Source organism: Streptomyces sp. IMTB 2501, from assembly GCF_001953885.1.
Taxonomy (GTDB): Bacteria; Actinomycetota; Actinomycetes; order Streptomycetales; family Streptomycetaceae; genus Streptomyces.
On record NZ_MQUS01000013.1, the window covers coordinates 24,664 to 49,204 of the forward strand.

The window sequence follows — 24,541 nt, forward strand, 5'->3', positions numbered from 1 at the left end:
TGGGGTGATCGCTGGGCCCCGGGGGAGGGGCTCAGCTCTTTTCGAAGCGGAAGCCCACGCCGCGGACCGTCGCGATGTACCGGGGGTTCGCCGCGTCGTCGCCGAGCTTCTTGCGCAGCCACGAGATGTGCATGTCGAGGGTCTTCGTGGACGACCACCACGTGGTGTCCCAGACCTCGCGCATCAGCTGGTCGCGGGTCACGACCCGGCCGGCGTCCCGCACCAGCACCCGCAGCAGGTCGAACTCCTTGGCGGTGAGCTGCAGTTCCTCGTCGCCCATCCACGCCCGGTGCGACTCGACGTCGATCCGCACTCCGTGCGTGGCCGGCGGCTGCTGCGGCTCCGCGGCGCCGCGCCGGAGCAGCGCCCGCACCCGGGCGAGCAGTTCGGCGAGCCGGAAGGGCTTGGTGACGTAGTCGTCGGCGCCCGCGTCGAGGCCGACGACGGTGTCCACCTCGTCGGCCCGCGCGGTCAGGATGAGGATCGGCACGGTGTGGCCGTCGGCCCGCAGCCGGCGGGCGACCTCCAGGCCGTCCATGCCGGGCAGGCCCAGGTCCAGTACGACCAGATCGACGCCGCCCTGCATTCCGGCGTCGAGCGCGCTGGGTCCGTCCTCGCGCACCTCGACCTCGTAACCTTCCCGGCGCAGGGCGCGAGCCAGCGGCTCCGAGATGGACGCGTCGTCCTCGGCGAGCAGTACACGGGTCATGAGGTGATGGTAGACCGCCCGCGTACGGTGCTGGGGTGTGATCGCTTACAGGAACTCTTACCTTCGTACGCTGCTGGTACGAACCATTGCTCTGGGGATGCGATCGTAGGAAGGACCTTCGAATGCGGTCCTGCGGTTCCGCCGACACCTGTGATCCGCGTCTCAAGTCCTTCCATATCCGGCGGTGTCCTGCCGTATGGTGACCTGAACGCCTGTAGCACACCGGGGACCTTTGGCGAGCAGTTGACGCTGAGGGTCTCTTTTGTGTGCGGGCTGATCACGATCAGCCTTGAAAGGAATGACCTCTGGCCGGGCTCCGGACGCATCGACGCGTCACGTGGCGTGGATCCCGGTGGTCGCCGTCCACCGCCTCCGCGATCCGGAGACGGACTCCCCCTGGGCGTGGGGGTGGATGACCGACCTGCCGGTGCCGGCCACACCCCCACCGGGCGCGCCACGCTCCAGCAGCGCGTCCCGACCAGCAAGGAACGACCATGGCGTCCAGCCTGACGAAGGACTCGGTCCGCCCGGGCACCCCCGGCTCCGAGAAGACCTTCTTCGGCCACCCCCGCGGCCTGGCCACTCTCTTCATGACCGAGATGTGGGAGCGGTTCAGCTTCTACGGCATGAGGGCTCTGCTCGTCCTGTACTTGGTCGCCCCGGCGTCCAAGGGCGGGCTCGCCTTCGCCGCCGCCACCGGCGCGGCGATCTACTCGGTGTACAACGCCACCGTCTACCTGCTGGCCATGCCGGGCGGCTGGATCGGTGACCGGCTCTGGGGTCCGCGCAAGACCGTGGCGATCGCCGGCACGATCATCATGATCGGCCACTTCCTGCTCGCCGTGCCGGTCAAGGCGTCCTTCTTCGTCGGCCTGGTCTTCATCGCCGTCGGCTCGGGTCTGCTGAAGGCCAACATCTCCACGATGGTCGGCCACCTCTACCCGGACCGGAACGACGCGCGCCGCGACGGCGCCTTCACGGTCTTCTACATGGGCATCAACCTGGGCGCCTTCGTCGCCCCGCTGCTCATCGGCTGGGTCGCCGACGCCACCAACTGGCACTTCGGCTTCGCGCTGGCGGGTGTGGGCATGGCGCTGGGCCTGACCCAGTACGTGCTCGGCACGCGCCACCTGAGCCCGATCAGCAGCGAGGTGCCGCAGCCGGTGGACGCCGCCGAGCGGTCCGCCCTGCTGAAGAAGGCGGGTCTGTGGGCCGCGGCCGCTGCGGTCTTCTACGGCGTCGTGGTCGCCACCGGCTCCTTCACGATCGACTGGGTCCTGTGGCCGCTGTCCCTGGCGGGTCTGGCGCTGCCGGCCTTCTACTTCACCCGGATGCGCCGGGACAAGGACCTCACGGCGGACGACAAGTCCAAGATCACCGGCTACGTCTGGTTCTTCGTCGTCGCCGCGGTCTTCTGGATGATCTACGACCAGTCCGGCTCGACGCTGAACCTGTTCGCCAGCGACCACACCGCGAACAAGCTGTGGAGCTTCGGCTTCCCGGCCAGTTGGTTCCAGTCGCTGAACCCGCTCTTCGTCATGGCCCTCGCTCCCGTGATCGCGGCCCTGTGGATCAAGCTGGGCCGGCGCAACCCGAGCACCACGGTCAAGTTCGCCCTCGGTCTCTTCGGCATCGGTGTCTCCTTCGGCGTGATGATGCTGGCCATGGCCTCCGCCTCCGGCAATGCGAAGGTCACCCCGCTGTGGCTGTGCTCCGTCTACCTGATCCAGACGGTGGCCGAGCTGTGCCTGTCCCCCGTCGGCCTGTCGGTCACCACCAAGCTGGCGCCGCAGAAGTACGCGAGCCAGATGATGGGTCTGTGGTTCCTGGCGGTCACCGCCGGCGACTGCCTGGCCGCGCTGACCCAGCTCGCCATCGGGGACTCGTTCCTGTCGACGACGTCCTTCGCGATCCAGGGCGTGATCGCCGCCGTGGGTGGCCTGGGCTTCATCGCCTACCGCAAGAAGGTCATCAGGCTCATGGGCGACGTGCACTGATCTCCGTGCGCTGACACCACAACGGCACACAACGAAGGCTGCCCGGGAACATCTCCCGGGCAGCCTTCGTGTTGGTCAGCGCCTGAACGCGGTCAGCGCTTCAGCCGCACTTCACGCCCCACAGGGCGGCGACGGCGCAGCCGAGGGCGTAACCGCCCTGACCGCTCTGCCACTTGCCCGGCGAGTTCTCACCGTATCCGGCAGCGCTGGCCGTGCCCGCGCTGCCGAGGGCGATGGCACCGGCCAGGGTCAGAGCTGCGAGAGCCCCCGTGAACTTCTTGCGCATGATTCTCCCCATAAGAGCCGGACTGCCCGCTGATGCACCTCTGGTCAGGAGATCACGGAAGGACAGCCGGATTTACCTTGTCCGGAAACAGCCGCTGAATGGCTTGTTCCGGGATGGAAACCTAGCCTCATACGGGATCAGCATGCCAGTCGAAGTCGGCGTTCTGAGCAACATTTGAGGTCCGTTTCCCGAGGTCAGCGCGTCGGTCGCCGCGGCATGAACGTGAACACCGCCGCTCCCAGCAGGATCGCCGTGCCCGACACCAGACCGAGGGCCTCCAGAGCGCCGTGGTCGCTCGCACCGGTCTGGGCGAGGCCGCCGGAGCCGCTGCTGCTGCCGCCCGTGCCGCTGCCGCCGGTCGTGCCACCGGAGGTGGACGTTCCGCCGGACGAGCCGCCCGGCTGCCCGCTGGTGTCCAGGGTGAGCGAGACTGCGGTCTTGGTCGGTGTGCAGGTCGTGGTCGTGCCGAGCGCCTTGACCGTCAGGACGCCCGGGGACAGGGTCGAACTGCCGCTCGCGCCGGGCTTGTAGGTGCCGGTGAGATCCGGGATCTCGATCGGGTCGCCGGACTTGATGGGCTTGGCGTTCGTCGGCCCCTCCACATGCACGGTGCCCTTGTCGGCGCCGCCCAGCACCACCTCCATGGACGGCTTCACGGAGTTCGCCGGGATGTCGGCGGGGCTGTTCATCACCGACTTCTTGAACTGCACGGTGACGCCGAAGTCCCCGCCGTTCTTCCTGGCGTTGATCTGCACCGGCGAGGTCGCGTTCTTGTCGCCGATCGGGGTCCTGCAGGCGTAGGGGATCTGCACCTCCTTGCCGGTGAAGTCGGTCTGGCCGCCGCTGCCGCCGGAGGACGTGGCCGTGGGGGTGGCCGAACCGGTGGGCGTGCTCGACTGGGTCGGGGTGGTCGTCGGGGTCTGGGTCGGCGTCGTGGTGGGTGTGCCGCCGCCACCGCCCGTCACCTGGACCGTCGCCGCCTTCTGCACGGTCTCCTTGGGCGTGCACTTGGTGTCCGTGGACATCGCGTTGACGGTGTACGCGTCCGGGGTCAGCGTCACCTCGCCGGCCGTCGTCAGCTTGATGCTGCCCTTCATGTCGGACAGCACCATGTCGCCGCCCTTGGGGATCGCCGGGTTCTGCCGCGGCCCCTGCATCGCGATGTCGGCGACCTGCGCGCCGGCCGCCTTGAGCACGCCGGACGGCTGGACCGAGTTCGCGGGCAGGTCGATGATGTCGGGGTTCTTGGACGCGGCCTGGACGAACTTCCAGACGACGTTCACGGTGTCGCCCACCTTCGCCGTGGCCGGCGCGGTGATCTCGACCTTGGTGGTGCCGTCGACGGGGCTGATGCCCGCCGGCGGCACACAGTGGGTGGCGAACGCCACCTCGGCCGCCTGCGCGGGGGCCGCGGCGAGGCCCAGCAGGACGCCCGCACCGCTCAGCGCCAGCGCGGCGCCCGCGGCCGTACCTCTCCTTCGGATGCTCACGTGGGTCGTCCCTTCCTGGTGGGAGTCGTAGGACTCGTCGGGCTGTCGGGGTGCGGTGCGGAGAGCCGGCCGGCCGGGTCGCCCGGGACGGAGTCCTGGGCGAACCACGGCAGGGTCGGGGTCGAGGGGGGCGGTTCAGCGGTGCGAGAGCGCGGCAGCGACAGCGGCAGCCGCAGGGCGGGCCGGCGCAGTCGCCGGTGGGCACTGCGGGAAGCGCCGCCCGGGCGGCGGGGCCGTACCCGGTCCACCACGGCCATGCCGATACGGAACAGCGCGGCCGGTACGACCACGCAGAGCAGGAGCCAGAACAGCGTCACGCCCCAGGGGCGGCCCACGCCCCACGGCTGTTCGGCGAGGACCTTGCCGTCGTACTTCAGGGAGACGGTGTAGTCGCCGTGGGCCCCGGCGGACAGCTCGACGGGCAGGCTGACCTCGGCCTTCCTGCCGGGCGCCAGGGTGCCGTGCCACTGCCGGTCGTCCCACTGCGGGGCGAAGACGCCGTGCGCGGAGCCGACCTGGAAGAGGGGGTCCTTGATCGTGCCGGTGCCGGAGTTGCCCACGGTGAAGACCAGGGCGCGGCTCGGCGGGGCGCCGAACCAGGTCAGCAGGGAGCCGGAGCCGGTCAGCCGGGTGTCGGACAGGACCGACAGCCGGCCGTCGGTGTTCTCGGCGGGCAGCGGGGCGACGGGATGCCCGGCGACGTCGAGCACGGCATCCGCCTCCGCCTTCGCGCCGGTGACCGTGGCCACGTGCACCACACAGGGGCAGGGCACGGGCGGTTCGGCGACCGGGAGTTCCTTGCTGAAGGCGCCCTTGGCATCGGTGGTCACGGCCCGGCCGTCGCCGTTGGCACAGGAGTTGGTGCCGCCGATGACACCCCGGGACGGTGTGGCCTGCCCACACACCAACAGCATCAGCAGCGTGTGCGGCCGCCAACCAGTGCCGGTGGCGGTGATCGAGCCGCCGGTCCCGGCCTGGGCCGCCGACAGCTTCACGACCGGCCCGTCCACGGCGGTCGCCGGGCCCGCGAGCGGCAACAGCAGCAGCGCGAACGCCGCCACCAATGCCGCCGAAACCCGCAAGATCCTTGCCTTCCCGCTCACTTCACCGCGCCTTCCGTGAACGCACCACCGGGCCACAGATCCTCGGCAGCGACAGCGCCGTCGCAAGGGCCACCTGCCGTCGCACCGTCTGATGCCGGAACACCGGACGCCGATCCGGCTGATGCCGGGCCCTCCGGCGTCGGGTCGCCTGACCGTGCGCCGCGTCGGCGGCGGACAGCGAGCAGCGCGGCCGTCCCGGTGAGCAGGGCGGCGGCCGCGCCCGTCACCGTCGGCCACGGTATGAATCGGACCGACGCGGTTGCCGTGTCGTGGGCACCACCGGGGGCCGTGACCGTCAGCCGTACGTCGACGGCGTCCAGCGCGGGGCGATCGGGCCAGGGCTCGGTGAGCTTCAGCCGGACACCCGGGCGCAGGTGAACGGGAAGGGTGCGGGGCGCGCGGTCCAGGACCCGGCCGAGCACGCCGTCCGCGCGCACCGCGAGCCTCGGCACAAGGACGGTCGTACCCCGGTTGACCAGCTCGTACGTGATGTGGTCGGCGTGTACGGCGAGGTGCTCGACGGTCAGCGCGGCGAGCGCCGGGCCACCGACGCGCAGCCGGATCGGGACGGTCTCCGTACGTCCCCGCGTGTCCCGCGCGACGACGGCACCGGAACGATCGCCGGGCGCGGCCCCGTTCGGCACCGTCACCGTGAACGGCACCTCGGCGCGGGTGCGGGCCGGGACGCGTATCCCGTTCCCGGCCTTCTCGGCGAAGACCGTCCGCAGGCCGGTGCCGGACAGCCGTACGACGACGGGGGCCCGCCCGGGGTTGGTGACGGACACCGTGTCCTGCAGGACCGTTCCGGGCGGACCCTCGGCGTAGAAGGACGGGCGGCCGCCGCCCGCGGGCGCGACCGACCAGCCCGTGGCGGCATGGGCGCGGGGTGCGGAGCCCAGCACAGCCCACAGCGCGGCGCACAGGCACAGGGCCGCGGGCAGGGCGGCGCGGGCCGGGAGCGGTGCGCGGGCCCGGGACGGGCGCCGGTGGCGGGTCAGGGCGCGGGCGGCGACGGACGGCATGGGCGGCTCCAGCGGGTGGCCTGGGGTTCGGCGAGGACCGACGGCCGAAGGCCGTAGGCCCGGGTTCAGCGAAGGCCGGGGGTCGGGGGTCGGCGGTCCGCGGGCGGCGGTCCGGGGGCGGCGGCCATCGGTCCGGGGAGCGGCGAAGGCCGAGGGCCGGTGGCCCGTGGGCCGGTGGGCCGTGGGCCGGTGGGCCGTGGGCCGGTGGGCCGTGGGCCGGTGGGCCGTGGGCCGGTGGGCCGTGGGCCGTGGCCCGAAGGTCGTGGGCCGTGGCCCGAAGGTCGTGGGCCGTGGCCCGAAGGTCGTGGGCCGTGGCCCGAAGGTCGTGGGCCGTGAGCCGTGAGCCGATGGCCCGAGGGTCGTGGGCCGTGGGCCGGTGGCCGGTGGCCCGAGAGCCGTAGGCCCGTGGCCCGGGGGCCGTTAGCCGGTGACCCGAGGCCCGAGGGCCGTGACCCGAGAGCCGTGGGCCGGTGGCCCGAGGCCCGGGGGCCGTGAGCCGGTGACCCGAGGCCCGAGGCCCGGGGGCCGTGACCCGAGGCCCGGGGGCCGAGGGCTGTGGGCCGGTGGCCCGGTGGCCGGCGGTCGGCGGTCGGCGGTCGGCGGTCCGGGGTCAGCGGCGGGCCGGCTGGCCGCGCCGGGTCAGCCAGAGTGCGCCCGCCGCACCGGCGAGGAGCACCGTGCCGCCGAGGGTGCCGAGGGCGATCGCGGAGTCCTCCGGGCCGGTCTGCGGAAGCTGGCCGCCCGAGGACGACGACGAGGAGGAACCACCGCCCGAGGACGACGAGCCGCCGCCTGCCGCGGTCACGTCCAGGGTCAGCCCCGGTTTCGGGTCGTTGGTCGGCGTGCACGTCGTCGTCGTACCGAGCGCCTTGATGATGAGCGTGCCCGGCGTGAAGGTGACCTTGCCGGTCTTCTTCGGCGTGTACGTGCCGCTCAGGTCACTGATCTTGATGGGCGTGTTGGCGGGGATCGCGGCCGCGTTGGGAGGACCGCTGACCGGCAGCGTGCCGCTGTCGGCGCCGCCCAGTTCGATACTGGCGCTCGGGGTCATCGCGCCCTTGCCCAGCTCGACGGGGCTGGAGGAGACGCCCTTCTGCCAGGACATGGTGATCTTGTAGCCGCTGCCGCTCCTGACGCCCTGCATGTCGATGGGCGAGACGGCGCTCTTGACACCGATCGGGGTCTGACAGCGGTAGTTGACGTCGACGACATCGGCGTGGGCCGCCGGCGCGGCCAGCAGCACCGCCGCGCCGGCCAGGGCCGCGGCGGACGCGAGCGCGGCGGTTCGTTTCGGGTACGACACGTTCGGTCCACCCCATTCATTCCCGACGACAGTTCCTGACGGCGGCGCCGTCCAGCATTCCTGACGACACATCAGATTTGGCCGTCAAGGTACGCCGGGGGTCGTGAGGAAGGAAGACGCGTCACACGCCGGAGTTGTGGCGATCCGGCGTGCGCGGCGAGATGCCGGAGTGGAGACGGGGGGCCCGGGAGTCGGCCCGGCCCCCACGAGCTCCCGAGCCCCGGGACCTCACGGCCTGCGCAGCACCTCCGGCAGCCCCCAGCGCCGCAGCACCTCGGGCACGGCGACGGTGCCGTCGGGCCGCTGGTGCTGCTCCAGCAGCGCCGGCACCAGCCGGCTGGTGGCCAGGCCCGAGGCGTTGAGGGTGTGGACGTACGCCGCCCTGCCGCCGCCGGCCGGGCGGTACCGGATGCCGCCGCGCCGGGCCTGGTAGTCACGGGCGTTCGACACCGAGCTGACCTCGGCGTAGGCGCCCAGGCTGGGCAGCCAGACCTCGACGTCGTACGTCTTGGCCTGCGCGGCACTGGTGTCCCCGGCGGCGAGCCGGGTGACGCGGTAGTGCAGACCCAGCCCGGCGACCAGCTCCTCCGCCCGGGCGAGGAGTTCCAGCTGGGCCGCGTCCGAGTCGGCCGGCCGGGTGAGCTGGAACAGTTCGACCTTGTTGAACTGGTGGCCGCGCAGGGTGCCCCGCTCGGCGGTGCGGTAGCCGCCGACCTCCTTGCGGTAACAGGGCGTGTAGGCCACGTACTTGAGCGGCAGCTCGTGCTCGTCGAGGGTCTCGCCGTGGTGCAGGGCGGCGAGCGCGGTCTCGGCGGTGGGCAGCAGGAAGCGTTCGGGACGGCCGTCGGCCGCGCGGTCCGTGACGAAGACGTCGTCCGCGAACTTCGGGAACTGTCCCGCGGTGTAGCCGGTCTGCCAGCTGAGCAGGTGCGGCGGCAGCACGAAGGTGTAACCCGCCCGGCGATGGCTGTCCAGGAAGTGGTTGAGCAGCGCCCACTCCAGCGCCGCGCCCTCGCCCCGGTAGACCCAGTGCCCGCTGCCGGCGAGCGCGGCACCGCGCCGGTGGTCGACCAGTCCGAGCTCCTGGGTGAGCCGCACATGGTCCCGGGGCGCGCATCCGGGCTCCGGGCGGGTGCCCTCGGTGCGGACGACCTCGTTGCACTCCTTGCCGCCGGCGGGCACGTCCGGGTCGGGCAGGTTGGGCAGCGCGTCGAGGAACTCGCGGTGTTCCGCCTCCAGTCGGGTGTGCGCGGCGGTGGCCTCGGTGACCGCGTCGGCCAGGTCCGCGGCCAGGGCGAGCGGTTCGTCCGCCGGTTCACCCGCCCTGCGCCGGGCCGCGATGTCCGCCGAGACGCGGCGCCGCTCGGCGCGCAGCCGCTCCAGGGCCGTACGGGCCTCGCGCAGCCGTGCATCGAGGTCGAGGAAGTCGTCGAGGTCCACGTCCAGGCCGCGTTTGCGCAGTCCGGCGCGGACCTGTTCGGGATGCTGTCGGATGAGGGTGACGTCGAGCATGGCGCTCTGCTCCGTGTGTGCGGCGGGGCGGCAGCGTCCGCCCCGGGGTCGTCCCTCGGGGCGTGGGCGAGAGGGTGCTCGCGGTGCCACCACGCCTTCGCCGTCGTACGACGGCCTCGTCGGGCCCGATGACGGGGGCCGGCCGGCGGGGCATGGGGGCCGCCATGACGCGGCGGTCCGTTCCTCCCCGCACTCGGGAGGGGATTCACATCGGGGTGCGAGGCCGCCTTCACAGCGGCTGGCGGCTCTCTCGGCTCGCTGGTCCCGGGCTACTCGTCTCCGTCAGCGCATTGCGCACAGCGTACGGAGTGCCGCAGCCTGCGCAAAGTGAATTTCCGCGCGCCGCCTCCGGACAGGAAGCGGCAGGACACGGTCGGACTACCCCGGGGCGCCCAGCTCCGCCCACACCGTCTTGCCCGGCCGGCCCGTGGGGCGGACGACACCCCAGTCCAGGCACAGCCGCTGCACGATGAACATGCCGTGGCCACCGGGGCGCCCGGCGCGGTGCGGGGTGCGCGGGGCCGGCTGGCCGGCGCCGCAGTCCGACACCTCCACCCGGATCACCTTGTTGTCGCAGGCCAGGAGCAGTTCGTCGGGGCCCTCGGCATGCAGGCAGGCGTTGGTGACGAGTTCGGAGACGACGAGCAGTACGTCCTCGGCGGCGGCCCGCTGGTCGGCGCCGGCGGCGGGCAGCCAGCCCCATGCGTACAGCGCCTGGCGGGTGAAGTCGCGCGCGAGCGGGACGACCCCGCTCTCCCCCTGCAGGCGGATTCTGCGGACCTGCGGCCCGCCGATGTCCTGGGTGCCACCGGGGGTCCCGGACGGCACGGACGGCGCGGCTGCCCCCGCGGGCACGCCTGCCGTCGGCGCACCCCCCTCGGACGCCCCGGAAGCGCCGCTGGGCTCCGGGCCGCGGTCGCCCGGCGAGTAAGGCCGGGTGGTGCTCATCAGCGCTTCACCTCACCGATTCACCAGTTCACGATTCAAAGGTCCGGCTCCGGTCCGTGCCGGCCGGTCCGTACGCCGTCTGTATGTCTTCCGCACACGGTGCGTACGTCCGCCCCGCGGTCCACGCGGGATGTGCAGCTCGCCCGTCCGTCGCACGTACGTCCGTCCAGTCGTCGCGCCGGTCCCGGGGCGGTCCGGACCGGCTGTCGTCGGGATGTGTCCCGCTTCCCCTGCCCTCTCCTGCCCGGCCGATCCGGCACAACACCCCTGTTTTCGGCGTGACGGACGAGGGCGCCCGTGGCCGGCGGCGCGGTAAAGGGCGGGGGCGGCGGACTCAGTCGGCGCCGTCGGGCAGGGCCGCCTCCACGGAGTCGTGCACGGTGAAGACCGCCTCGGCTCCCGTGATCTCGAACACACGGGCCACCACCGGCTGCATGCCGGCCAGGTGGACCCCGCCTCCGGCGGCCTCGGCCTTCAGCCGGGCGCCGAGCAGGACGTTCAGACCCGTGGAGTCGCAGAACTCCAGGCGCGTGCAGTCCACGACCAGGCGTGAGAAGCCCTTGGCCAGAAGATCGTCGAGGGGTTCACGCAAAAGATCGGCGGTGTGGTGATCCAGCTCACCCGCAGGTGCCACAACGGCACTGGAGCCCGCTTCCCGCACCTCCACCAGAAGCCGGCCCGACTGTGCGCTGCCGACCGTCCCGTGGTCCATGCCGTCTCTCTCCTGAGGTCGTGGACGCTGACTGCTCTCGAACATTACGCCTTCTATGCGCCCTCCGGCACCCGAAGAACCTCACAGAATCGGACATACCTGAACAGAACGCACTTGCGATCGCCTCGGTCGAGCGGGTAGGCAGGTAAGGACACCTGCCCCTACACGCCGGCTTCGGAGGCGCCGCACACCGCAGTGCACGAATTTGGCTTCGGCAGCCATATGCCGAGAACGATGGAGGACACCCATGTCACCCCGGCTCGACGCAGCGCATACCCGGACCGCGACAACGCACACCCGGACCGCGACGTCGACACCCCCACCGGAACCGCTGGATCATGCCATCGACCCCCTCGACCCCTTCGAGGGACTCCCGGAGATCCCCCCGTACGACGAGATCGGCCCGGTCGATGCGCGGGCCCTGTCCAAGACCCTCTTCGAGCGCCTCACGACGCTGGAGGAGGGGACGCACGAATACTCGTACGTCCGCAACACCCTCGTCGAGCTGAACCTCGCGCTCGTGAAGTTCGCCGCCTCCCGCTTTCGCTCCCGCAGCGAGCCGATGGAGGACATCATCCAGGTCGGCACCATCGGCCTGATCAAGGCGATCGACCGCTTCGAGCTCGCCCGCGGCGTCGAGTTCCCGACCTTCGCGATGCCGACGATCATCGGCGAGATCAAGCGGTTCTTCCGCGACACCTCGTGGTCCGTGCGCGTGCCGCGCCGGCTGCAGGAGCTGCGCCTGGACCTGGCCAAGGCCGGGGACGAGCTGGCCCAGCGGCTGGACCGTGCCCCGACCGTCCCGGAGCTGGCCGAAAAGCTCGGCATCTCCAACGACGAGGTCGTCGAGGGCATGGCCGCGTCGAACGCCTACACCGCCTCCTCGCTGGACGCCCAGCCCGAGGAGGACGAGACGGAGGGCGCGCTCGCGGACCGCATAGGGTACGAGGACCACGGGCTGGAGGGCATCGAGTACATCGAGTCGCTCAAGCCGTTGATCGCCGAACTCCCGCCCCGGGACCGGAAGATCCTCTCCCTGCGCTTCGTGGCGAACATGACCCAGTCGGAGATCGGCGAGGAACTCGGCATCTCCCAGATGCATGTGTCCCGGCTGCTCTCCCGCACACTGGTACGGCTACGCAAGGCGCTGACCGTCGAGGAGTGACCTCAGCGCTCCCGCCGCGGTGACACCTCCGGGCGGCCCGGCCACCGGTGCCGGGCCGCTCCAGTGTCGCCCGTCATCCCGCTTGTCTGCCTTGTCCGCGGGCTGTCGTCCCGCTTTTCCGCCGGCCGTCGCCCCGTGTGCTCAACCGTTATGCGGTTACTCACGGTAACCTCTTTTCCGGCCCGGTCCCCTGGACCACTATGGCCCCCCGTACCGGCTGGTATGCCGGACGGCCGGGGCCGCAACGGTGCGGCTCGGCCGGGGCGCGAGGAGGCGGCACGATGGCTCAGGGGGACGGGGCCGGCACGGGAGGATTCGAGACCGGCGAGGCGGAGTCAGGCGGGGCCGAGGCGGGTGGGTCGTACGAGGACGTGCCGGACGCCCGGCTGATCGACCTGCTGCGCTCCCCCGCGCCGACGGCGTACCCCGCCCTCCAGGAACTGCGCCGCCGGCACCACCCGGCGGTCCTGGCCTACGCCCGGCTGTGCGCGGCGAGCGAGTCAGCCGCGCACCGGCTCGCGGCCGAGGTCGTGACCACGGCGGCCCGCGAGTCGGCCCGGGGCGTCGACCCGGCCGTCCCGCTGCGCCACCGGCTCCTGCTGCTGACCGCCAGGCTGGCGGCGACCTGGGCACGCGACGAGCGCGCCACCGGCCTCGACCCCGCGCTGCTGCTCGTCCTGAACACGTCCCACCTGCCCGACGGCCCCACCCCGCCCCTCCTCTCCGCGTTCCGCTCACTGCCGTCCCGCACCCAGGGCCTGATCTGGTACGGCGTACTGGAGGAGGAACCCCAGGAGCGGACCGCCACCCTCCTCGGACTGAGCCGCACGGACGTGGCGTACGGCACCCCGCAGGCCCTCAAGGCCCTGACCCAGGCCTGCCTCCGCGAACTCCCCCAAGGGGGACCCCCAGCCGCCTCGGACGACCCGCCCTGCACCGGGTACCGCAGGCTGATCGAGGAGGCGGTACGGCCGGACGGCCCGCGCCACAGCGCCGACCTGGACGCCCACATGGCCCGCTGTCCGCACTGCACGGCCGCGTTCCAGGAACTGCGGGCCCTGCGGGACGCACCCCGGCGGACGCTGGCGGAGGGCTTGCTGCCGTGGAGCGGAACGGCGTACATACGCGCCGACGAGCCCCGTCCGCCGGTCCTCGATCCCACGGCCGTGGGCATGAGCTGGCCGCCCCGCCACCGCATCCTGCTGGCCTCGACGGCCCTGGCCGTGGCTCTCACCCCGCTCCTGGTGTTCCTGCTCACGCCGGCGCACACCGACGACCAGCAGCCGGCGGCCGCGACCCCGGCACCCCCACCGGTGACGGTGACGGCGACGGTCTCCGTCACCCCGTCCCAGTCCCCCTCCCCCACCCGCTCTCTGCCGAACTCCACCTCCCCGCAGCCGAGTTCACCCCACCCCACGACCACTCCCTCGCCGTCCCCGCACCCCACGCCCGATCCGACGCCCTCGTTCGCCCCTCCCGGCGCCTCCTTCTCCCAGCTGGTGAACCTGGCGACGGGCCGCTGTCTGGACATCCGCGACGGTGACCTGTCGGAGGGCAACGACGTCGTCACGGCCCCGTGCTCCTCCGCCCAAACCCAGCGCTGGCGGGTCGACACCTACCTGGGCGTGCTGCGCTCGGCGGCCGACGACCGCTTCTGCCTGGACAGCCGGGGCTCGGTCGACCGGGGCGTCGGCATCTGGGACTGCGACTCGGTCTACGGCGACAACGGCGACAACCTGCGCTTCACCGTCGGCCCCGACGGCACGATCCGCCCGAACATCGCCATCGATACGGCGGTGGCTCCGGACGGCCGGCACGAGGTGGCCCTGGATCCACTGGACGGCGAGCCGGATCAGAGGTGGCGGGCGGGGGCCCGGTAACCGCTGACCCGTCAGGGTTCGCCAGTTTCCACGGGGTTCGGGCATCGCAGGCGGGGTGTACGCCGACTCGGGCGCCCACCTGCCGACGACTACGCTGTCCGAGCCCGGTGACCTGCCGCTGGGCGACGACCGCCGCACGCGCCCGGTGCCCGTCCCCTTCGTGGCACCGTCGTCCCCGGTTCCGCAGAGGAGTGCCCATGACCGTCGCCGCGGCCCGCAGCGGCCGGCTGACCGATCTTCCCGTCCTGCTGGTCGCGGTGGTGTGGGGCTCCAGTTATCTGGCCGCCAAGGGTGTCACCACAGAACAGACCGTGCCGGCCGTGCTGGTGCTCCGGTTCGCCGTGGTGCTGCCGGTGCTGGTCGCCGCAGGCTGGCGGCGGCTGCGCGCCCTGAGCGCCGTGCAGTTGCGCGGGGCCGGGCTGCTGGGACTGATCCTCGCCGGGATCTTCCTGCTGGAGACCTACGGCGTGGTGCACACCTCGGCGACCAACGCCGGGCTGATCATCAGCCTCACCATGGTGTTCACCCCGCTGGCCGAGAGCCGGGTGCGCGGCACCCGGCTGCCGCGCGCCTTCATGGCGGCCGCCGGGCTGTCGGTGCTCGGCGTGGCGCTGCTCACCCAGGGCGCCGGTTTCACCGCGCCGAACGGCGGCGACCTGCTGATGCTGGGAGCCGCCGTCGCCCGTACCGTGCACGTCCTCGCCATGTCCCGCATGGAGTCGGTGCGCGGAGCGGACACGCTGTCGCTGACCACCGTCCAACTGGGCGGGGCGGTCGTCGTGTTCACCGCGCTGGTGGCGCTGCCGGGCACCGGTGCCTCGCCCTGGGCGGCCGCGGCCGGCTTCGGCGCCGGGGACTGGCTCGGGCTGCTCTACCTGTCCGCGTTCTGCACCCTGTTCGCGTTCTTCGTGCAGATGTGGGCCGTGCGCCGTACCTCCCCGTCCCGGGTGAGCCTGCTGCTCGGCACGGAGCCGGTGTGGGCCGCGGCGGTCGGCATCGCCGTCGGCGGGGACCGGCCCGGCCGGCTGGGTCTGCTCGGCGCGGTCCTGGTGCTCGCCGGCACGGCATGGGGGCGGTCGGTGGCGGACCGGGAGCGGGGGCCTGGAAAGACCATGGAGGTGGCGACCGCGGGGACGGGAGCCGAGGCCGCGGGGTCTGGGGCCTGTCCGGCGGATCGGGTCGCGGGACAGTGACGGCGCCTCATCAGCGCTGGTGAGCGGGGCCGGTGCGGTCAGCCGCCCGGCAGAGGAGGGCGGCGACGCGATGGGGTGCCACCGCGTCCGCGACAGGATCCGCCGGACAGGCCCTGAGGCCGCGGGGTCAGATCAGGCGCCCGGGCGTTCGGTGAGCTCGATCCGGGCCGTGACCTGGGAGGACCCCCCTGACCGTCCCGCACGCCCGGGCGGTCCGGCTCCCGCTCAGACGACCCGTACGCCGCTGCGCCACACCCCGCTGACCAGCGGCACCCCCGGCCGGTACGCCAGGTGGACGTGGCTCGGGGCGTCCAGCAGGGTCAGGTCGGCTCGGGCACCGGGGGTGAGGTGGCCGATGTCGGTGCGGCGCAGGGCCGCCGCGCCGCCCGCCGTTGCCGACCAGACCGCCTCGTCCGGGGTCATCCGCATGTCGCGGACGGCCAGGGCGATGCAGAAGGGGACGGAGGAGGTGAAGGACGAGCCGGGGTTGCAGTCGGTGGAGAGGGCGACCGTGACGCCTGCGTCGAGGAGGCGGCGGGCGTCCGGCCACTGCGCGCGGGTGGAGAATTCCGCGCCGGGGAGGAGCGTGGCCACCGTACGGCTGTTGGCCAGGGCGTCCACGTCCTCGTCCGTGAGGTGGGTGCAGTGGTCGGCGCTGGCCGCGTCCAGTTCGACGGCCAGTTGGACGCCGGGGCCGTAGGAGAGCTGGTTGGCGTGGATGCGGGGGTGCAGGCCCTTCGCCTTGCCCGCCGTGAGGATCGCGCGGGCCTGGTCGCCGTCGAAGGCGCCCTTCTCGCAGAACACGTCGATCCAGCGGGCGTGCGGCGCGCAGGCGTCCAGCATCTCGCCGGTGACCAGGGCGACATAGGCGGCCGGGTCGTCGGTGCAGTCGGGCGGGACGATGTGCGCGCCGAGGTATGTCACCTCGTCGGTGTGCCGCGCCGCGATGCGCAGGGCGCGGGACTCGTCCTCGACGGTCAGGCCGTAGCCCGACTTCGTCTCGAAGGTGGTGGTGCCCTGGCGGAGGGCCTCCGCCAGGTAATGGGTCAGGTTCGCCTCCAGTTCCGCGTCGGTCGCGGCCCGGGTGGCGGCGACCGTGGTGCGGATGCCGCCCGCCGTGTAGGAGCGGCCGGACATGCGGGCGTTGAACTCCTGCGTGCGGTCGCCGGCGAAGACCAGGTGCGAGTGCGAGTCCACGAAGCCCGGCAGCACCGCCCGGCCGCCCCCGTCGACCCGGTTGTCAGTGGCGGGTGCTTTGCTGGATTCACCGGTCCACACGACATGGTCGCCGTCGATGACGACTGCCGCGTCCTGGATCAGTCCGAGGGGGGATCCCCGTTCCAGGGAGGGGTCGTTGGTGACCAGCGTGGCGATGTTGGTGATGACGGTGCTGCTGCTCATGGTCCCGTCCTTGTGGGGGGCGATGGGGTTCAGCCGCGCAGGGCTTCGACGGCGGCCGACAGCGCCTGCGGCACGTCCGGTACGAGGGTGTGCGCCCCGTCGCGTACGACCTGCCGGCCGCCCACGACGGTGTGCCGTACGTCCGCCGCGGTCGCCGCGAATACGGCTGTCTCGGCGGCCAGCCTGGGCAGCGGCCCCGCTGTCCTGACCGAGTCGAGGGCGATCGTCGTGAAGTCGGCGAGGGCGCCGGCCTTCAGGGTGCCCGCCTCGTCCCAGCCGAGGGCGGCGTGGCCGTCGGCCGTGGCGGCCCGCAGCAGGGCGGCGGCCGTCCAGTGGCCCCGGGTGCGGGTGCGCAGCCGCTCGTTCAGCTCCATCGCGCGCGCCTCTTCGAGCAGGTCGATGACGGCGTGGCTGTCGGAACCGAGGGAGAGCGGGGAGCCGGCCCGCTGGAGGGCGACGGCCGGGCCGATGCCGTCGGCCAGGTCCCGCTCGGTGGTCGGGCACATACAGGTGCCGGTGCCGGAGCCGCCGAGCAGGGCGATGTCCTCGTCCGTGAGGTGGGTGTTGTGCACACCGGTGGTGCGCGGCCCGAGGACGCCGTGGTCGGCGAGCAGCCGGGTGGGTGTGCGGCCGTGGGCGGCGAGGCAGGCGTCGTTCTCGGCGGTCTGCTCCGATAGGTGCACATGCAGCGGGGCCCGCCGCCGCTCCGCCCACCCGGCCACGGTCGCCAACTGGTCCGCCGGCACGGCCCGTACGGAGTGAATCGCCGCCCCGATCCGCGCGTGATCCCGCTCCTTGAGAACTGCACAGCGTTCGGCCCAGGCCTCCGCGCTGCCGTCGGAGAACCGCAGCTGGTGGATGTCGGGGGCCTCGCCGAAGCCGGAGGACAGGTAACAGGTGTCGAGGAGGGTGATCCGGACACCGGCTTCGGCGGCGGCCGCGATCAGCGCCTCGCCCATCGCGTTGGGGTCGGCGTAGGGGGTGCCGCCGTGCGCGTGGTGCACGTAGTGGAACTCGCCGACACAGGTGATGCCGGCCAGGGCCATCTCGGCGTACACCGCGCGGGCCAGGGCGTGGTAGGTCTCGGGGGTCAGGTGGTCGGCGACGGAGTACATCGCCTCGCGCCAGGTCCAGAAGGTGCCGCTGCCGACCTGGACGGTGCCGCGCAGCGCCCGGTGGAAGGCATGGCTGTGGGCGTTGGCGAGCCCCGGGAGTGTGAGCCCGCGCAGCACCTCGGCGCCGGGCGGCGGGGTGGGGACGCCGGTGCGGACGGCGCTGATCCGCCCGTCCTCGACGGCGAGGGCGACGCCCGGCTCGACGTTCGTGCCGAGCCAGGCGTGTTCCAACCAGTAGGTCCGCGTGGTCACCTGCAGGCCAGCCCTTCCAGTACGTCGGCGAGCGCGTGCACCCCGGCCACGCAGTCGTCCTCGGCGGCGAACTCGGCCGGGGAGTGCGAGACACCGGAGGGGTTGCGCACGAACAGCATGGCGGTCGGAATGCTGCCGGAGAGAATTCCGGCGTCGTGTCCGGCCCCGGTCCCGAGGACGGGCACCGTCAGGTCGGTGCCCTTGCCGAGGATGCGGCCGAGTTCGTCGCGCAGGGCGTGGTCGAACTCGACGACCGGGGTGAAGGACTCCCGGACGACGTCCAGGTCGACGCCGTGGGCGTCGGCGTACTCCCGGGCCGCCTTCTCGATACCGCCGACCACCGTGTCCAGGGTGTCCTGGTCGGCGGCGCGGGAGTCGAGCCAGCCGCGCACGAGGGAGGGGATCGCGTTGACCCCGTTGGGCTCCACGGCGATCTTGCCGAAGGTGGCCACGGCGCCCGCGAGCCGGGCCTCGCGGCGGGCGGCGAGCACGGTCTCGGCGTAGGACAGCATCGGGTCACGCCGGTCGACCAGCCGGGTGGTGCCGGCGTGGTTGGCCTCGCCCCGGAAGTCGAACCGCCAGCGTCCGTGCGGCCAGATGGCACTGGCGATGCCGACCCGGTCGCCGGACAGGTCCAGCGCACGGCCCTGTTCGACGTGCAGCTCGACGAAGGCACCGATCCGGGCCAGCCGCTCCGGATCGGCCCCGATGCCCTCGGGGTCGTACCCGGCGGCCTCCATGGCCTGCGGGAGCGTGACCCCGTCCCCGTCGGTGAGCCGATGCGCCTGCTCGACGGTCAGCTGCCCCGCGGTGAGCCGTGAGCCGACGCAGGCGAGCCCGAACCGGGCGCCCTCCTCGTCACCGAAGTTGACGATGGCCAGCGGCCTGCTGAACCGCACGTCCCTGCCGCGCAGTTCGTCCAGGGCGGCGAAGGAGGACACAACTCCGAGAGGCCCGTCGAAGGCCCCGCCGTCCGGCACGGAGTCCAGATGCGACCCCGTGACGACGGCATCCCCGGCGGCCGGATCCCCGAGCCAGGCCCACTGATTCCCGTTCCGGTCGACCTCGTACGCCAGCCCGCGGTCCTCGGCCTGCTGCTTGAACCAGGCCCGGCATTCGCCATCGGCCCCGGTCCAGGCGTAACGCCGGTAGCCGCCGGAGTCGGAGTGCCGACCGATGGGAAGCAGCTCACGCCACATCTCCTGGAACGAGGCACCAGGTACAGGCTGTGGGCAGTCGTTCCGAAGCCGAGACCGGGGGCGGGTGGGCACAGCCGAACCGGCACCCGGCGACGAGGTCTCAGCCCCCACCGGAGAGTCGCCGCTGTGCCCGCCTGCATCCTGGGTCACGCCTCGCCACCCTCACGCATCGGCACCCGGACACCACGCTCGGCCGCAACCGACTCCGCGATGTCGTACCCGGCGTCCACATGCCGGATGACGCCCATGCCCGGGTCGTTGGTCAGCACGCGCCGGATCTTCTCGCCACCCAGCTTCGTACCGTCGGCCACCGTCACCTGGCCGGCGTGAATGGACCGCCCCATGCCCACGCCGCCGCCGTGGTGGATGGACACCCAGGACGCCCCGGAGGCCACGTTGACCATGGCGTTCAGCAGCGGCCAGTCGGCGATCGCGTCGGACCCGTCGAGCATGGCCTCGGTCTCGCGGTACGGAGAGGCCACAGAGCCGCAGTCGAGGTGGTCACGGCCGATGGCCAGCGGAGCGGCAAGCTCACCGCTCGCCACCATGTCGTTGAAGCGCTCGCCGGCCTTGTCGCGCTCGCCGTAGCCGAGCCAGCAGATCCGCGCGGGCAGGCCCTGGAAGTGGATGCGCTCGCCGGCCATCTTGATCCAGCGGGCCAGGGACTCGTTCTCCGGGAACAGCTCCAGGATCGCCTTGTCGGTCTTGGCGATGTCGGCGGGGTCACCGGACAGCGCCGCCCAGCGGAACGGGCCCTTGCCCTCGCAGAAGAGGGGGCGGATGTACGCGGGGACGAAGCCGGGGAAGGCGAACGCCCGGTCGTATCCGGCGAGTTGGGCCTCGCCGCGGATCGAGTTGCCGTAGTCGAAGACCTCGGCGCCGGCGTCCATGAAGCCGACCATGGCTTCGACGTGCCTCGCCATGGACTCACGCGCCCGCGTGGTGAAGCCGGCCGGGTCCTTGGCGGCGGCGTCGGCCATGTCCTCGAAGGCCACGCCCACCGGCAGATAGGACAGCGGGTCGTGGGCGGAGGTCTGGTCGGTGACGATGTCGATGGGGGCGTTCATCGCGAGCAGCTGCGGGACCAGGTCGGCCGCGTTGCCGAGGACGCCGATCGACAGCGGACGGCGGGCGTCACGCGCCTCCACCGCCAGCTGGAGCGCGTGGTCCAGCGAGTCCGCCTTCACATCGAGGTAGCGGTGCTCGATGCGGCGTTCGATGGCGCGCGGGTCACAGTCGACACAGATCGCGACGCCGTCGTTCATGGTGACGGCGAGAGGCTGGGCGCCGCCCATGCCGCCGAGGCCGGCGGTGAGCGTGATGGTGCCGGCCAGGGTGCCGTTGAACTTCTTCGCGGCGACGGCGGCGAAGGTCTCGTAGGTGCCCTGGAGGATGCCCTGGGTGCCGATGTAGATCCAGGAGCCGGCGGTCATCTGGCCGTACATGGTCAGGCCGAGGGCCTCCAGGCGGCGGAACTCCTCCCAGTTGGCCCAGTCGCCGACCAGGTTGGAGTTGGCGATGAGGACGCGCGGGGCCCACTCGTGGGTCTGCATCACGCCGACCGGGCGGCCGGACTGGACCAGCATGGTCTCGTCCTGCTTCAAGCCCTTGAGCGTGCGCACCATCGCGTCGAAGGAGCGCCAGTCACGGGCGGCCTTTCCGGTGCCGCCGTAGACGACGAGCTTGTCGGGGTGCTCCGCGACCTCCGGGTCGAGGTTGTTCTGCAGCATGCGCAGGGCGGCCTCCTGCTGCCATCCCAGGGCGCTGAGCTCCGTGCCACGCGGTGCTCGTACGGGGCGGGGTCCCGACATCGTCTGCCTCCTCCTGTTACTACGTCTATTCACATCCTGTAGGTCTGAATAGAACTAGTCAATACATCGGAGCGACCCTGTTCGCGCGCCGTCGGTGTTTGGCTGGATGTACCGGAGGCGGAACGAGGGGAGAGGCTGTGGAGCGGGACATCGAGGCCGAGGCACAGGAGCGCGCCGCCCGGCGGGACGAGGCGGTGCGCGCCGCCGTGGAGCAGGGACTGCTGGGTCCGCACGCCGCCGTGCTGGGGCTGCTGGACGTGACCGGGATCCAGCAGTCGGCGGCGGCCCTGCGGGCGGCGTTCGACGCCGTCGTGCCGTCCGGGACGCCGGTGCTGCACGCCTTCGCGGTGAAGGCGACCCCGCTGGTGCCGGTGCTGCGGCTGCTGCACGAGGCGGGCCTCGGCGCGGAGGTGGCGAGCCCGGGCGAGCTGGCGCTGGCGCGGGCGGCCGGGGTGCCGGCGGAGCGGACGGTGCTGGACGCGCCCGCGAAGACCTTGGCCGAGCTGCGCGAGGCGCTGGCGCTGGGCATCGCGGTCAACGCGGACAACCCGCAGGAGCTGGACCGGCTCGACTCCCTGGTCCGCCCCCACAGCCCTGAAGGCGTGGGAGGTGCCCCCACGACACCTCTCCGGTCTCCGCTCGGCATCCGGATCAACCCGCAGATCGGCGGTGGCTCGATCGGGGCCACCTCCACGGCGACGGCGACCTCCAAGTTCGGCGTCGGCCTGCGCGACGAGGGGGCGCGCGAGTGGGTCGTGCGGGCGTTCCTGGAGCGGCCGTGGCTGACCCGGCTGCATGCGCACACCGGCTCGCAGGGCATCCCGATGCCACTGCTGGCGCGGGGCGTGGCGGAGACGTACGCGCTCGCGGAGGAGATCAACGCGCGGGCCGGGCGGCGGCAGGTCGACACGCTCGACATCGGCGGCGGACTGTCGGTGGACTTCTCCTCGGAGGTGGCGGCGCCGACGTACGAGCAGTACGCGCGCGTGCTGGCCGATCAGGTGCCGGGACTGTTCGACGGGCGGTACGGGCTGGTGACCGAGTTCGGGCGGTCGCTCATGGCCCGGCACGGGACGGTGGTGGCGCGGGTGGAGTACGCCAAGAGCACGGGCGGGCGGCGGATCGCGGTGACGCACGCGGGCGTGCAGGTGGCGACGCGGACGGTGTACGCGCCCGAGGCGTGGCCGCTCAGGATCGCCGCGTACGACGCCAAGGGGCGGCCCAGGACGGGGCCGGAGGTGGTGCAGGACGTGGCCGGGCCGGCCTGTTTCTCGGGCGACCTGCTGGCCGAGGCGCGCGTGCTGCCCGCACTGGAACAGGGCGACTACGCGGCGGCGCTGGACACGGGCGCGTACTACTTCGCCCACCACTACGCCTACAACTCCCTTGTCCGGCCCGGCATTTACGGCTTCGCGCCGGACGGTGCGGGAGGCGTGGCCTTCGCGGCCGTACGGGAACCGCAGACCGTCGCCGAGGTGGTGGCGGAGTCCGGAGGGGCGCATGCGGGCGCACTCACCACGCTGAGGGTGTCCGGGAGCCGTTGACGCACCACCGGCAGCCGTCGAACAAATGGATCAACTCCCCTGCCACACAGGCCAGTTGACCCACACTAGTACGCCGGACGCATGTTCCACTGGAAAATGCCAAAGGCCTCACCTCTCGTGCGCACGTTGCGTAGTGTCGCTGTCACTCAGCCGGAGTCCCAGGCGGGAGGGGAGCCACGGTGCCCGGAATCGACGAGTGCCTGCTGGAAGCGATGCGGTTGCCCGGTGCCCGGGGAGCGGCGCTGGTGGACTGGACGAGCGGACTGGCCCTCGGCACGGTCGGGGAGGCCCCCGGCGGCGATCACGAGACGACCGCCGCCGAGGCCGCCGAACTGGCCCGGATGGCCGCCGAGCACGGTGCCTTCGCGGCCCAGGGTGACGGACAGCCGCCCGTCGAGGACGTGATCGTCAGCAATCACGACAGCTACCACCTGCTGCGCTTCGTGGACACGTCGTTCGACAGCAGCGTCTTCCTGCATCTGTGGCTCGGCCGTGAGGAGGGCAACCTCGCGCTCGCCCGGATCCGGCTCGGCGAGATGGCGGCCCGGCTGGTGCTGGGATGACCGTGGCGCAGATACCTCCGCCGCCCCTGCCGGTGCGGGACAAGTCGGCCGGCCGGGCGCTGTCGCCGATGCTCACCCGGCTGGCCGAGGAGCGGGCCACCGGCGTCCTGGTCCGCGAGCACGGCACCCTGTATCTCGCCGAGGGCCGGGTGGTGCACGCCGAAAGCCCGCTCGCCCCCGGTCTCGATGTGCTCCTCACGGCTCACGGCACCCTCGCGACCGCCGCCTGGCAGCGGGCCGCAGCCCGGGCCGCCGGCCCGCTGCACGCCGCCGAACTCCTGCTGGACTCGGGGCTGTTACCCGCGGGCGCGCTGGAGCTGTGCCAGCTGGACGCGGTGTACGACGCCGGGTACTTCGCACTGGCCCCGAGCAGCGCCCCGGGCCGTTTCCGTTACGACCACACACCCCGCGTCGGCCCGCTGCCCTCGGTGCCGGTCGTCGCCCTGGAACGCGAGACGCTGCGCCGCCGTCTGCTGCTGCACCGGCTGTGGCGCGACCCGGCCGCCGACAGCGCCCCGCTGATCCGCGCCGACCCGGCGCCGGCCGTGCCCGTCACGCCCCGCCAGCGAGCGGTCCTGGACCGCGTGGACGGCGTCCGCACGGCCACCGGGATCGCCCGGAACCTGGGCCGGCAGGCCTTTCACACCCTGGTCGACGTGCGCCGGCTCGCGGCGGCCGGCCACGTCGTCCCGCTGACACCCGCCGGCACGGCACCTCCCCCGCCGCCCCCACCCCCGGTCACCGACCCCGACATCGCGCTGCTGAAGAGGCTCAGGGATGCACTGGAGGCGCTTTGAACGGCACCGCCCCGCCGAGAGGAGAGAGCTGATGGTGTCCGAGGAGGACCTCCGGACCGTCCTGGACGAGCTGCACCGGCTGCGCGGCCGGGTGCCGCAGCTCACCGGTGCGCTCACGGCCGGCGTCGACGGACTCGTCGTCGCCCACGACACCCCCGGAGTCGACCCGGAGGGTCTCGCCGCCCTCACCGCCGCCGCGCTCGGCGTCGCCCTACGGGTCACCGACGCCACCGGGCACGGCGGCTTCCGGGAGCTGCTGGTGCGCGGCGAGCGCGGCTATGTCGCCACCTACGCGGCCGGCCGCACCGCCGTACTGACCCTGCTGGCCCAGGACCGGGTCAATGTCGGCCGGCTGCACCTGGAGGGCCGCAGGTCCGGCGCCCGCATCGGGGAGTTGCTCGACGCCGCCGAGGAGGCCTCCAGGGCCGCCCGCCGGACCGGCAGGACCACCCCCGCACGCCCCCGCACCACGCGCGCGCCCCGCACGACGACCGCCGAGGCGCGCACCGCAACCGACAGTTGAACACTTCGAGAGGAAC

21 protein-coding genes are annotated in these 24,541 nt (G+C 72.6%); 8 read left to right on the forward strand and 13 right to left on the reverse strand.

Features of this window, described 5'->3' with window-relative positions; all coding sequences use genetic code 11:
* Positions 1-31: 31 nt before the first annotated feature.
* Positions 32-709, reverse strand: coding sequence for a response regulator transcription factor (locus AV521_RS22580; protein WP_023550006.1), 678 nt, complete (start codon positions 707-709; stop codon positions 32-34).
* Between the two features lie 494 nt (positions 710-1,203).
* Here AV521_RS22580 and AV521_RS22585 point away from each other — a divergent pair, with 494 nt between their 5' ends.
* Complete coding sequence (locus AV521_RS22585; protein ID WP_076090306.1) at positions 1,204-2,706, forward strand: peptide MFS transporter; 1,503 nt, start codon at positions 1,204-1,206, stop codon at positions 2,704-2,706.
* A 100-nt stretch (positions 2,707-2,806) separates the two neighbouring features.
* Here the strand turns inward: AV521_RS22585 and AV521_RS22590 are convergent, their stop codons facing one another.
* The 8 genes from AV521_RS22590 to AV521_RS22625 form a co-directional block, all read right to left on the reverse strand.
* On the reverse strand, positions 2,807-2,992 hold the full coding sequence (locus AV521_RS22590) for a hypothetical protein (RefSeq protein WP_076090307.1): 186 nt from the start codon (positions 2,990-2,992) through the stop codon (positions 2,807-2,809).
* A gap of 194 nt (positions 2,993-3,186) precedes the next feature.
* Positions 3,187-4,482, reverse strand: coding sequence for a hypothetical protein (locus AV521_RS22595; protein ID WP_076090308.1), 1,296 nt, complete (start codon positions 4,480-4,482; stop codon positions 3,187-3,189).
* The gene (locus AV521_RS22600; protein ID WP_076090309.1) at positions 4,479-5,585 is read right to left on the reverse strand and encodes a hypothetical protein; all 1,107 of its coding nucleotides are present in this window, start codon (positions 5,583-5,585) and stop codon (positions 4,479-4,481) included. The genes AV521_RS22595 and AV521_RS22600 overlap by 4 nt, the downstream gene beginning before the upstream one ends.
* Positions 5,582-6,607 carry a hypothetical protein gene (locus AV521_RS22605; protein WP_076090310.1) on the reverse strand — a complete coding sequence of 342 codons (1,026 nt, stop codon included), beginning with the start codon at positions 6,605-6,607 and terminating at the stop codon, positions 5,582-5,584. Before AV521_RS22605 ends, AV521_RS22600 begins: the two co-directional genes overlap by 4 nt.
* A 610-nt stretch (positions 6,608-7,217) precedes the next feature.
* On the reverse strand, positions 7,218-7,910 hold the full coding sequence (locus AV521_RS22610; protein WP_076090311.1) for an LPXTG cell wall anchor domain-containing protein: 693 nt from the start codon (positions 7,908-7,910) through the stop codon (positions 7,218-7,220).
* Between the two features lie 228 nt (positions 7,911-8,138).
* Positions 8,139-9,422: a serine--tRNA ligase gene (gene serS, locus AV521_RS22615; RefSeq protein ID WP_076090312.1), complete on the reverse strand. Its 1,284-nt coding sequence runs from the start codon at positions 9,420-9,422 to the stop codon at positions 8,139-8,141.
* 378 nt (positions 9,423-9,800) lie between these two features.
* On the reverse strand, positions 9,801-10,370 hold the full coding sequence (locus AV521_RS22620; RefSeq protein ID WP_076090313.1) for an ATP-binding protein: 570 nt from the start codon (positions 10,368-10,370) through the stop codon (positions 9,801-9,803).
* 334 nt (positions 10,371-10,704) lie between these two features.
* Positions 10,705-11,082 carry an STAS domain-containing protein gene (locus AV521_RS22625; protein ID WP_076090314.1) on the reverse strand — a complete coding sequence of 126 codons (378 nt, stop codon included), beginning with the start codon at positions 11,080-11,082 and terminating at the stop codon, positions 10,705-10,707.
* Positions 11,083-11,329: 247 nt separating this feature from the next.
* Between AV521_RS22625 and AV521_RS22630 the strand changes: the two genes are divergently transcribed.
* The 3 genes from AV521_RS22630 (at position 11,330) to AV521_RS22640 (ending at position 15,320) form a co-directional block, all read left to right on the forward strand.
* A complete protein-coding gene (locus AV521_RS22630) occupies positions 11,330-12,247 on the forward strand; it encodes an RNA polymerase sigma factor SigF (protein ID WP_076090315.1) in 918 nt (305 codons plus the stop codon).
* A gap of 281 nt (positions 12,248-12,528) precedes the next feature.
* Entirely contained in the window at positions 12,529-14,127 is a 1,599-nt protein-coding gene (locus tag AV521_RS22635; RefSeq protein ID WP_076090316.1) for an RICIN domain-containing protein, read from the forward strand.
* Positions 14,128-14,324: 197 nt separating this feature from the next.
* The gene (locus AV521_RS22640; protein WP_079249362.1) at positions 14,325-15,320 is read left to right on the forward strand and encodes a DMT family transporter; all 996 of its coding nucleotides are present in this window, start codon (positions 14,325-14,327) and stop codon (positions 15,318-15,320) included.
* 225 nt (positions 15,321-15,545) lie between these two features.
* On the opposite strand, the gene hutI is transcribed toward AV521_RS22640, so the two are convergent.
* The 4 genes from hutI to hutU form a co-directional block, all read right to left on the reverse strand.
* Positions 15,546-16,721 carry an imidazolonepropionase gene (hutI, locus tag AV521_RS22645; protein ID WP_076090317.1) on the reverse strand — a complete coding sequence of 392 codons (1,176 nt, stop codon included), beginning with the start codon at positions 16,719-16,721 and terminating at the stop codon, positions 15,546-15,548.
* 29 nt (positions 16,722-16,750) lie between these two features.
* Positions 16,751-18,088, reverse strand: coding sequence for a formimidoylglutamate deiminase (locus tag AV521_RS22650; RefSeq protein WP_076090318.1), 1,338 nt, complete (start codon positions 18,086-18,088; stop codon positions 16,751-16,753).
* Positions 18,085-19,287 carry an allantoate amidohydrolase gene (locus AV521_RS22655; protein WP_179023308.1) on the reverse strand — a complete coding sequence of 401 codons (1,203 nt, stop codon included), beginning with the start codon at positions 19,285-19,287 and terminating at the stop codon, positions 18,085-18,087. The genes AV521_RS22650 and AV521_RS22655 overlap by 4 nt, the downstream gene beginning before the upstream one ends.
* 146 nt (positions 19,288-19,433) lie before the next feature.
* Positions 19,434-21,098, reverse strand: coding sequence for a urocanate hydratase (gene hutU, locus AV521_RS22660; RefSeq protein ID WP_076090320.1), 1,665 nt, complete (start codon positions 21,096-21,098; stop codon positions 19,434-19,436).
* A 137-nt stretch (positions 21,099-21,235) separates the two neighbouring features.
* On the opposite strand from hutU, the gene AV521_RS22665 reads away from it, so the two are divergent.
* From AV521_RS22665 to AV521_RS22680, 4 genes are all read left to right on the forward strand, one after another.
* On the forward strand, positions 21,236-22,642 hold the full coding sequence (locus AV521_RS22665; RefSeq protein WP_076090321.1) for a diaminopimelate decarboxylase: 1,407 nt from the start codon (positions 21,236-21,238) through the stop codon (positions 22,640-22,642).
* 179 nt (positions 22,643-22,821) lie between these two features.
* Complete coding sequence (locus AV521_RS22670) at positions 22,822-23,205, forward strand: hypothetical protein (RefSeq protein WP_076090322.1); 384 nt, start codon at positions 22,822-22,824, stop codon at positions 23,203-23,205.
* On the forward strand, positions 23,202-24,002 hold the full coding sequence (locus AV521_RS22675; protein ID WP_076090323.1) for a hypothetical protein: 801 nt from the start codon (positions 23,202-23,204) through the stop codon (positions 24,000-24,002). Before AV521_RS22670 ends, AV521_RS22675 begins: the two co-directional genes overlap by 4 nt.
* Before the next feature lie 31 nt (positions 24,003-24,033).
* Positions 24,034-24,525, forward strand: coding sequence for a roadblock/LC7 domain-containing protein (locus AV521_RS22680; RefSeq protein WP_076090324.1), 492 nt, complete (start codon positions 24,034-24,036; stop codon positions 24,523-24,525).
* The last annotated feature ends 16 nt before the right edge of the window (positions 24,526-24,541 follow it).

What these genes read in the sequence shown, in the direction of transcription:
- AV521_RS22580 (WP_023550006.1), bottom strand. Translation starts at nt 709, where the DNA reads ATGACCCGTGTACTGCTCGCCGAGGACGACGCGTCCATCTCGGAGCCG.
- AV521_RS22585 (WP_076090306.1), top strand. Translation starts at nt 1,204, where the DNA reads ATGGCGTCCAGCCTGACGAAGGACTCGGTCCGCCCGGGCACCCCCGGC.
- AV521_RS22590 (WP_076090307.1), bottom strand. Translation starts at nt 2,992, where the DNA reads ATGCGCAAGAAGTTCACGGGGGCTCTCGCAGCTCTGACCCTGGCCGGT.
- AV521_RS22605 (WP_076090310.1), bottom strand. Translation starts at nt 6,607, where the DNA reads ATGCCGTCCGTCGCCGCCCGCGCCCTGACCCGCCACCGGCGCCCGTCC.
- serS (WP_076090312.1), bottom strand. Translation starts at nt 9,422, where the DNA reads ATGCTCGACGTCACCCTCATCCGACAGCATCCCGAACAGGTCCGCGCC.
- AV521_RS22620 (WP_076090313.1), bottom strand. Translation starts at nt 10,370, where the DNA reads ATGAGCACCACCCGGCCTTACTCGCCGGGCGACCGCGGCCCGGAGCCC.
- AV521_RS22625 (WP_076090314.1), bottom strand. Translation starts at nt 11,082, where the DNA reads ATGGACCACGGGACGGTCGGCAGCGCACAGTCGGGCCGGCTTCTGGTG.
- AV521_RS22630 (WP_076090315.1), top strand. Translation starts at nt 11,330, where the DNA reads ATGTCACCCCGGCTCGACGCAGCGCATACCCGGACCGCGACAACGCAC.
- AV521_RS22635 (WP_076090316.1), top strand. Translation starts at nt 12,529, where the DNA reads ATGGCTCAGGGGGACGGGGCCGGCACGGGAGGATTCGAGACCGGCGAG.
- AV521_RS22640 (WP_079249362.1), top strand. Translation starts at nt 14,325, where the DNA reads ATGACCGTCGCCGCGGCCCGCAGCGGCCGGCTGACCGATCTTCCCGTC.
- hutI (WP_076090317.1), bottom strand. Translation starts at nt 16,721, where the DNA reads ATGAGCAGCAGCACCGTCATCACCAACATCGCCACGCTGGTCACCAAC.
- AV521_RS22655 (WP_179023308.1), bottom strand. Translation starts at nt 19,287, where the DNA reads ATGTGGCGTGAGCTGCTTCCCATCGGTCGGCACTCCGACTCCGGCGGC.
- hutU (WP_076090320.1), bottom strand. Translation starts at nt 21,098, where the DNA reads ATGTCGGGACCCCGCCCCGTACGAGCACCGCGTGGCACGGAGCTCAGC.
- AV521_RS22675 (WP_076090323.1), top strand. Translation starts at nt 23,202, where the DNA reads ATGACCGTGGCGCAGATACCTCCGCCGCCCCTGCCGGTGCGGGACAAG.
- AV521_RS22680 (WP_076090324.1), top strand. Translation starts at nt 24,034, where the DNA reads ATGGTGTCCGAGGAGGACCTCCGGACCGTCCTGGACGAGCTGCACCGG.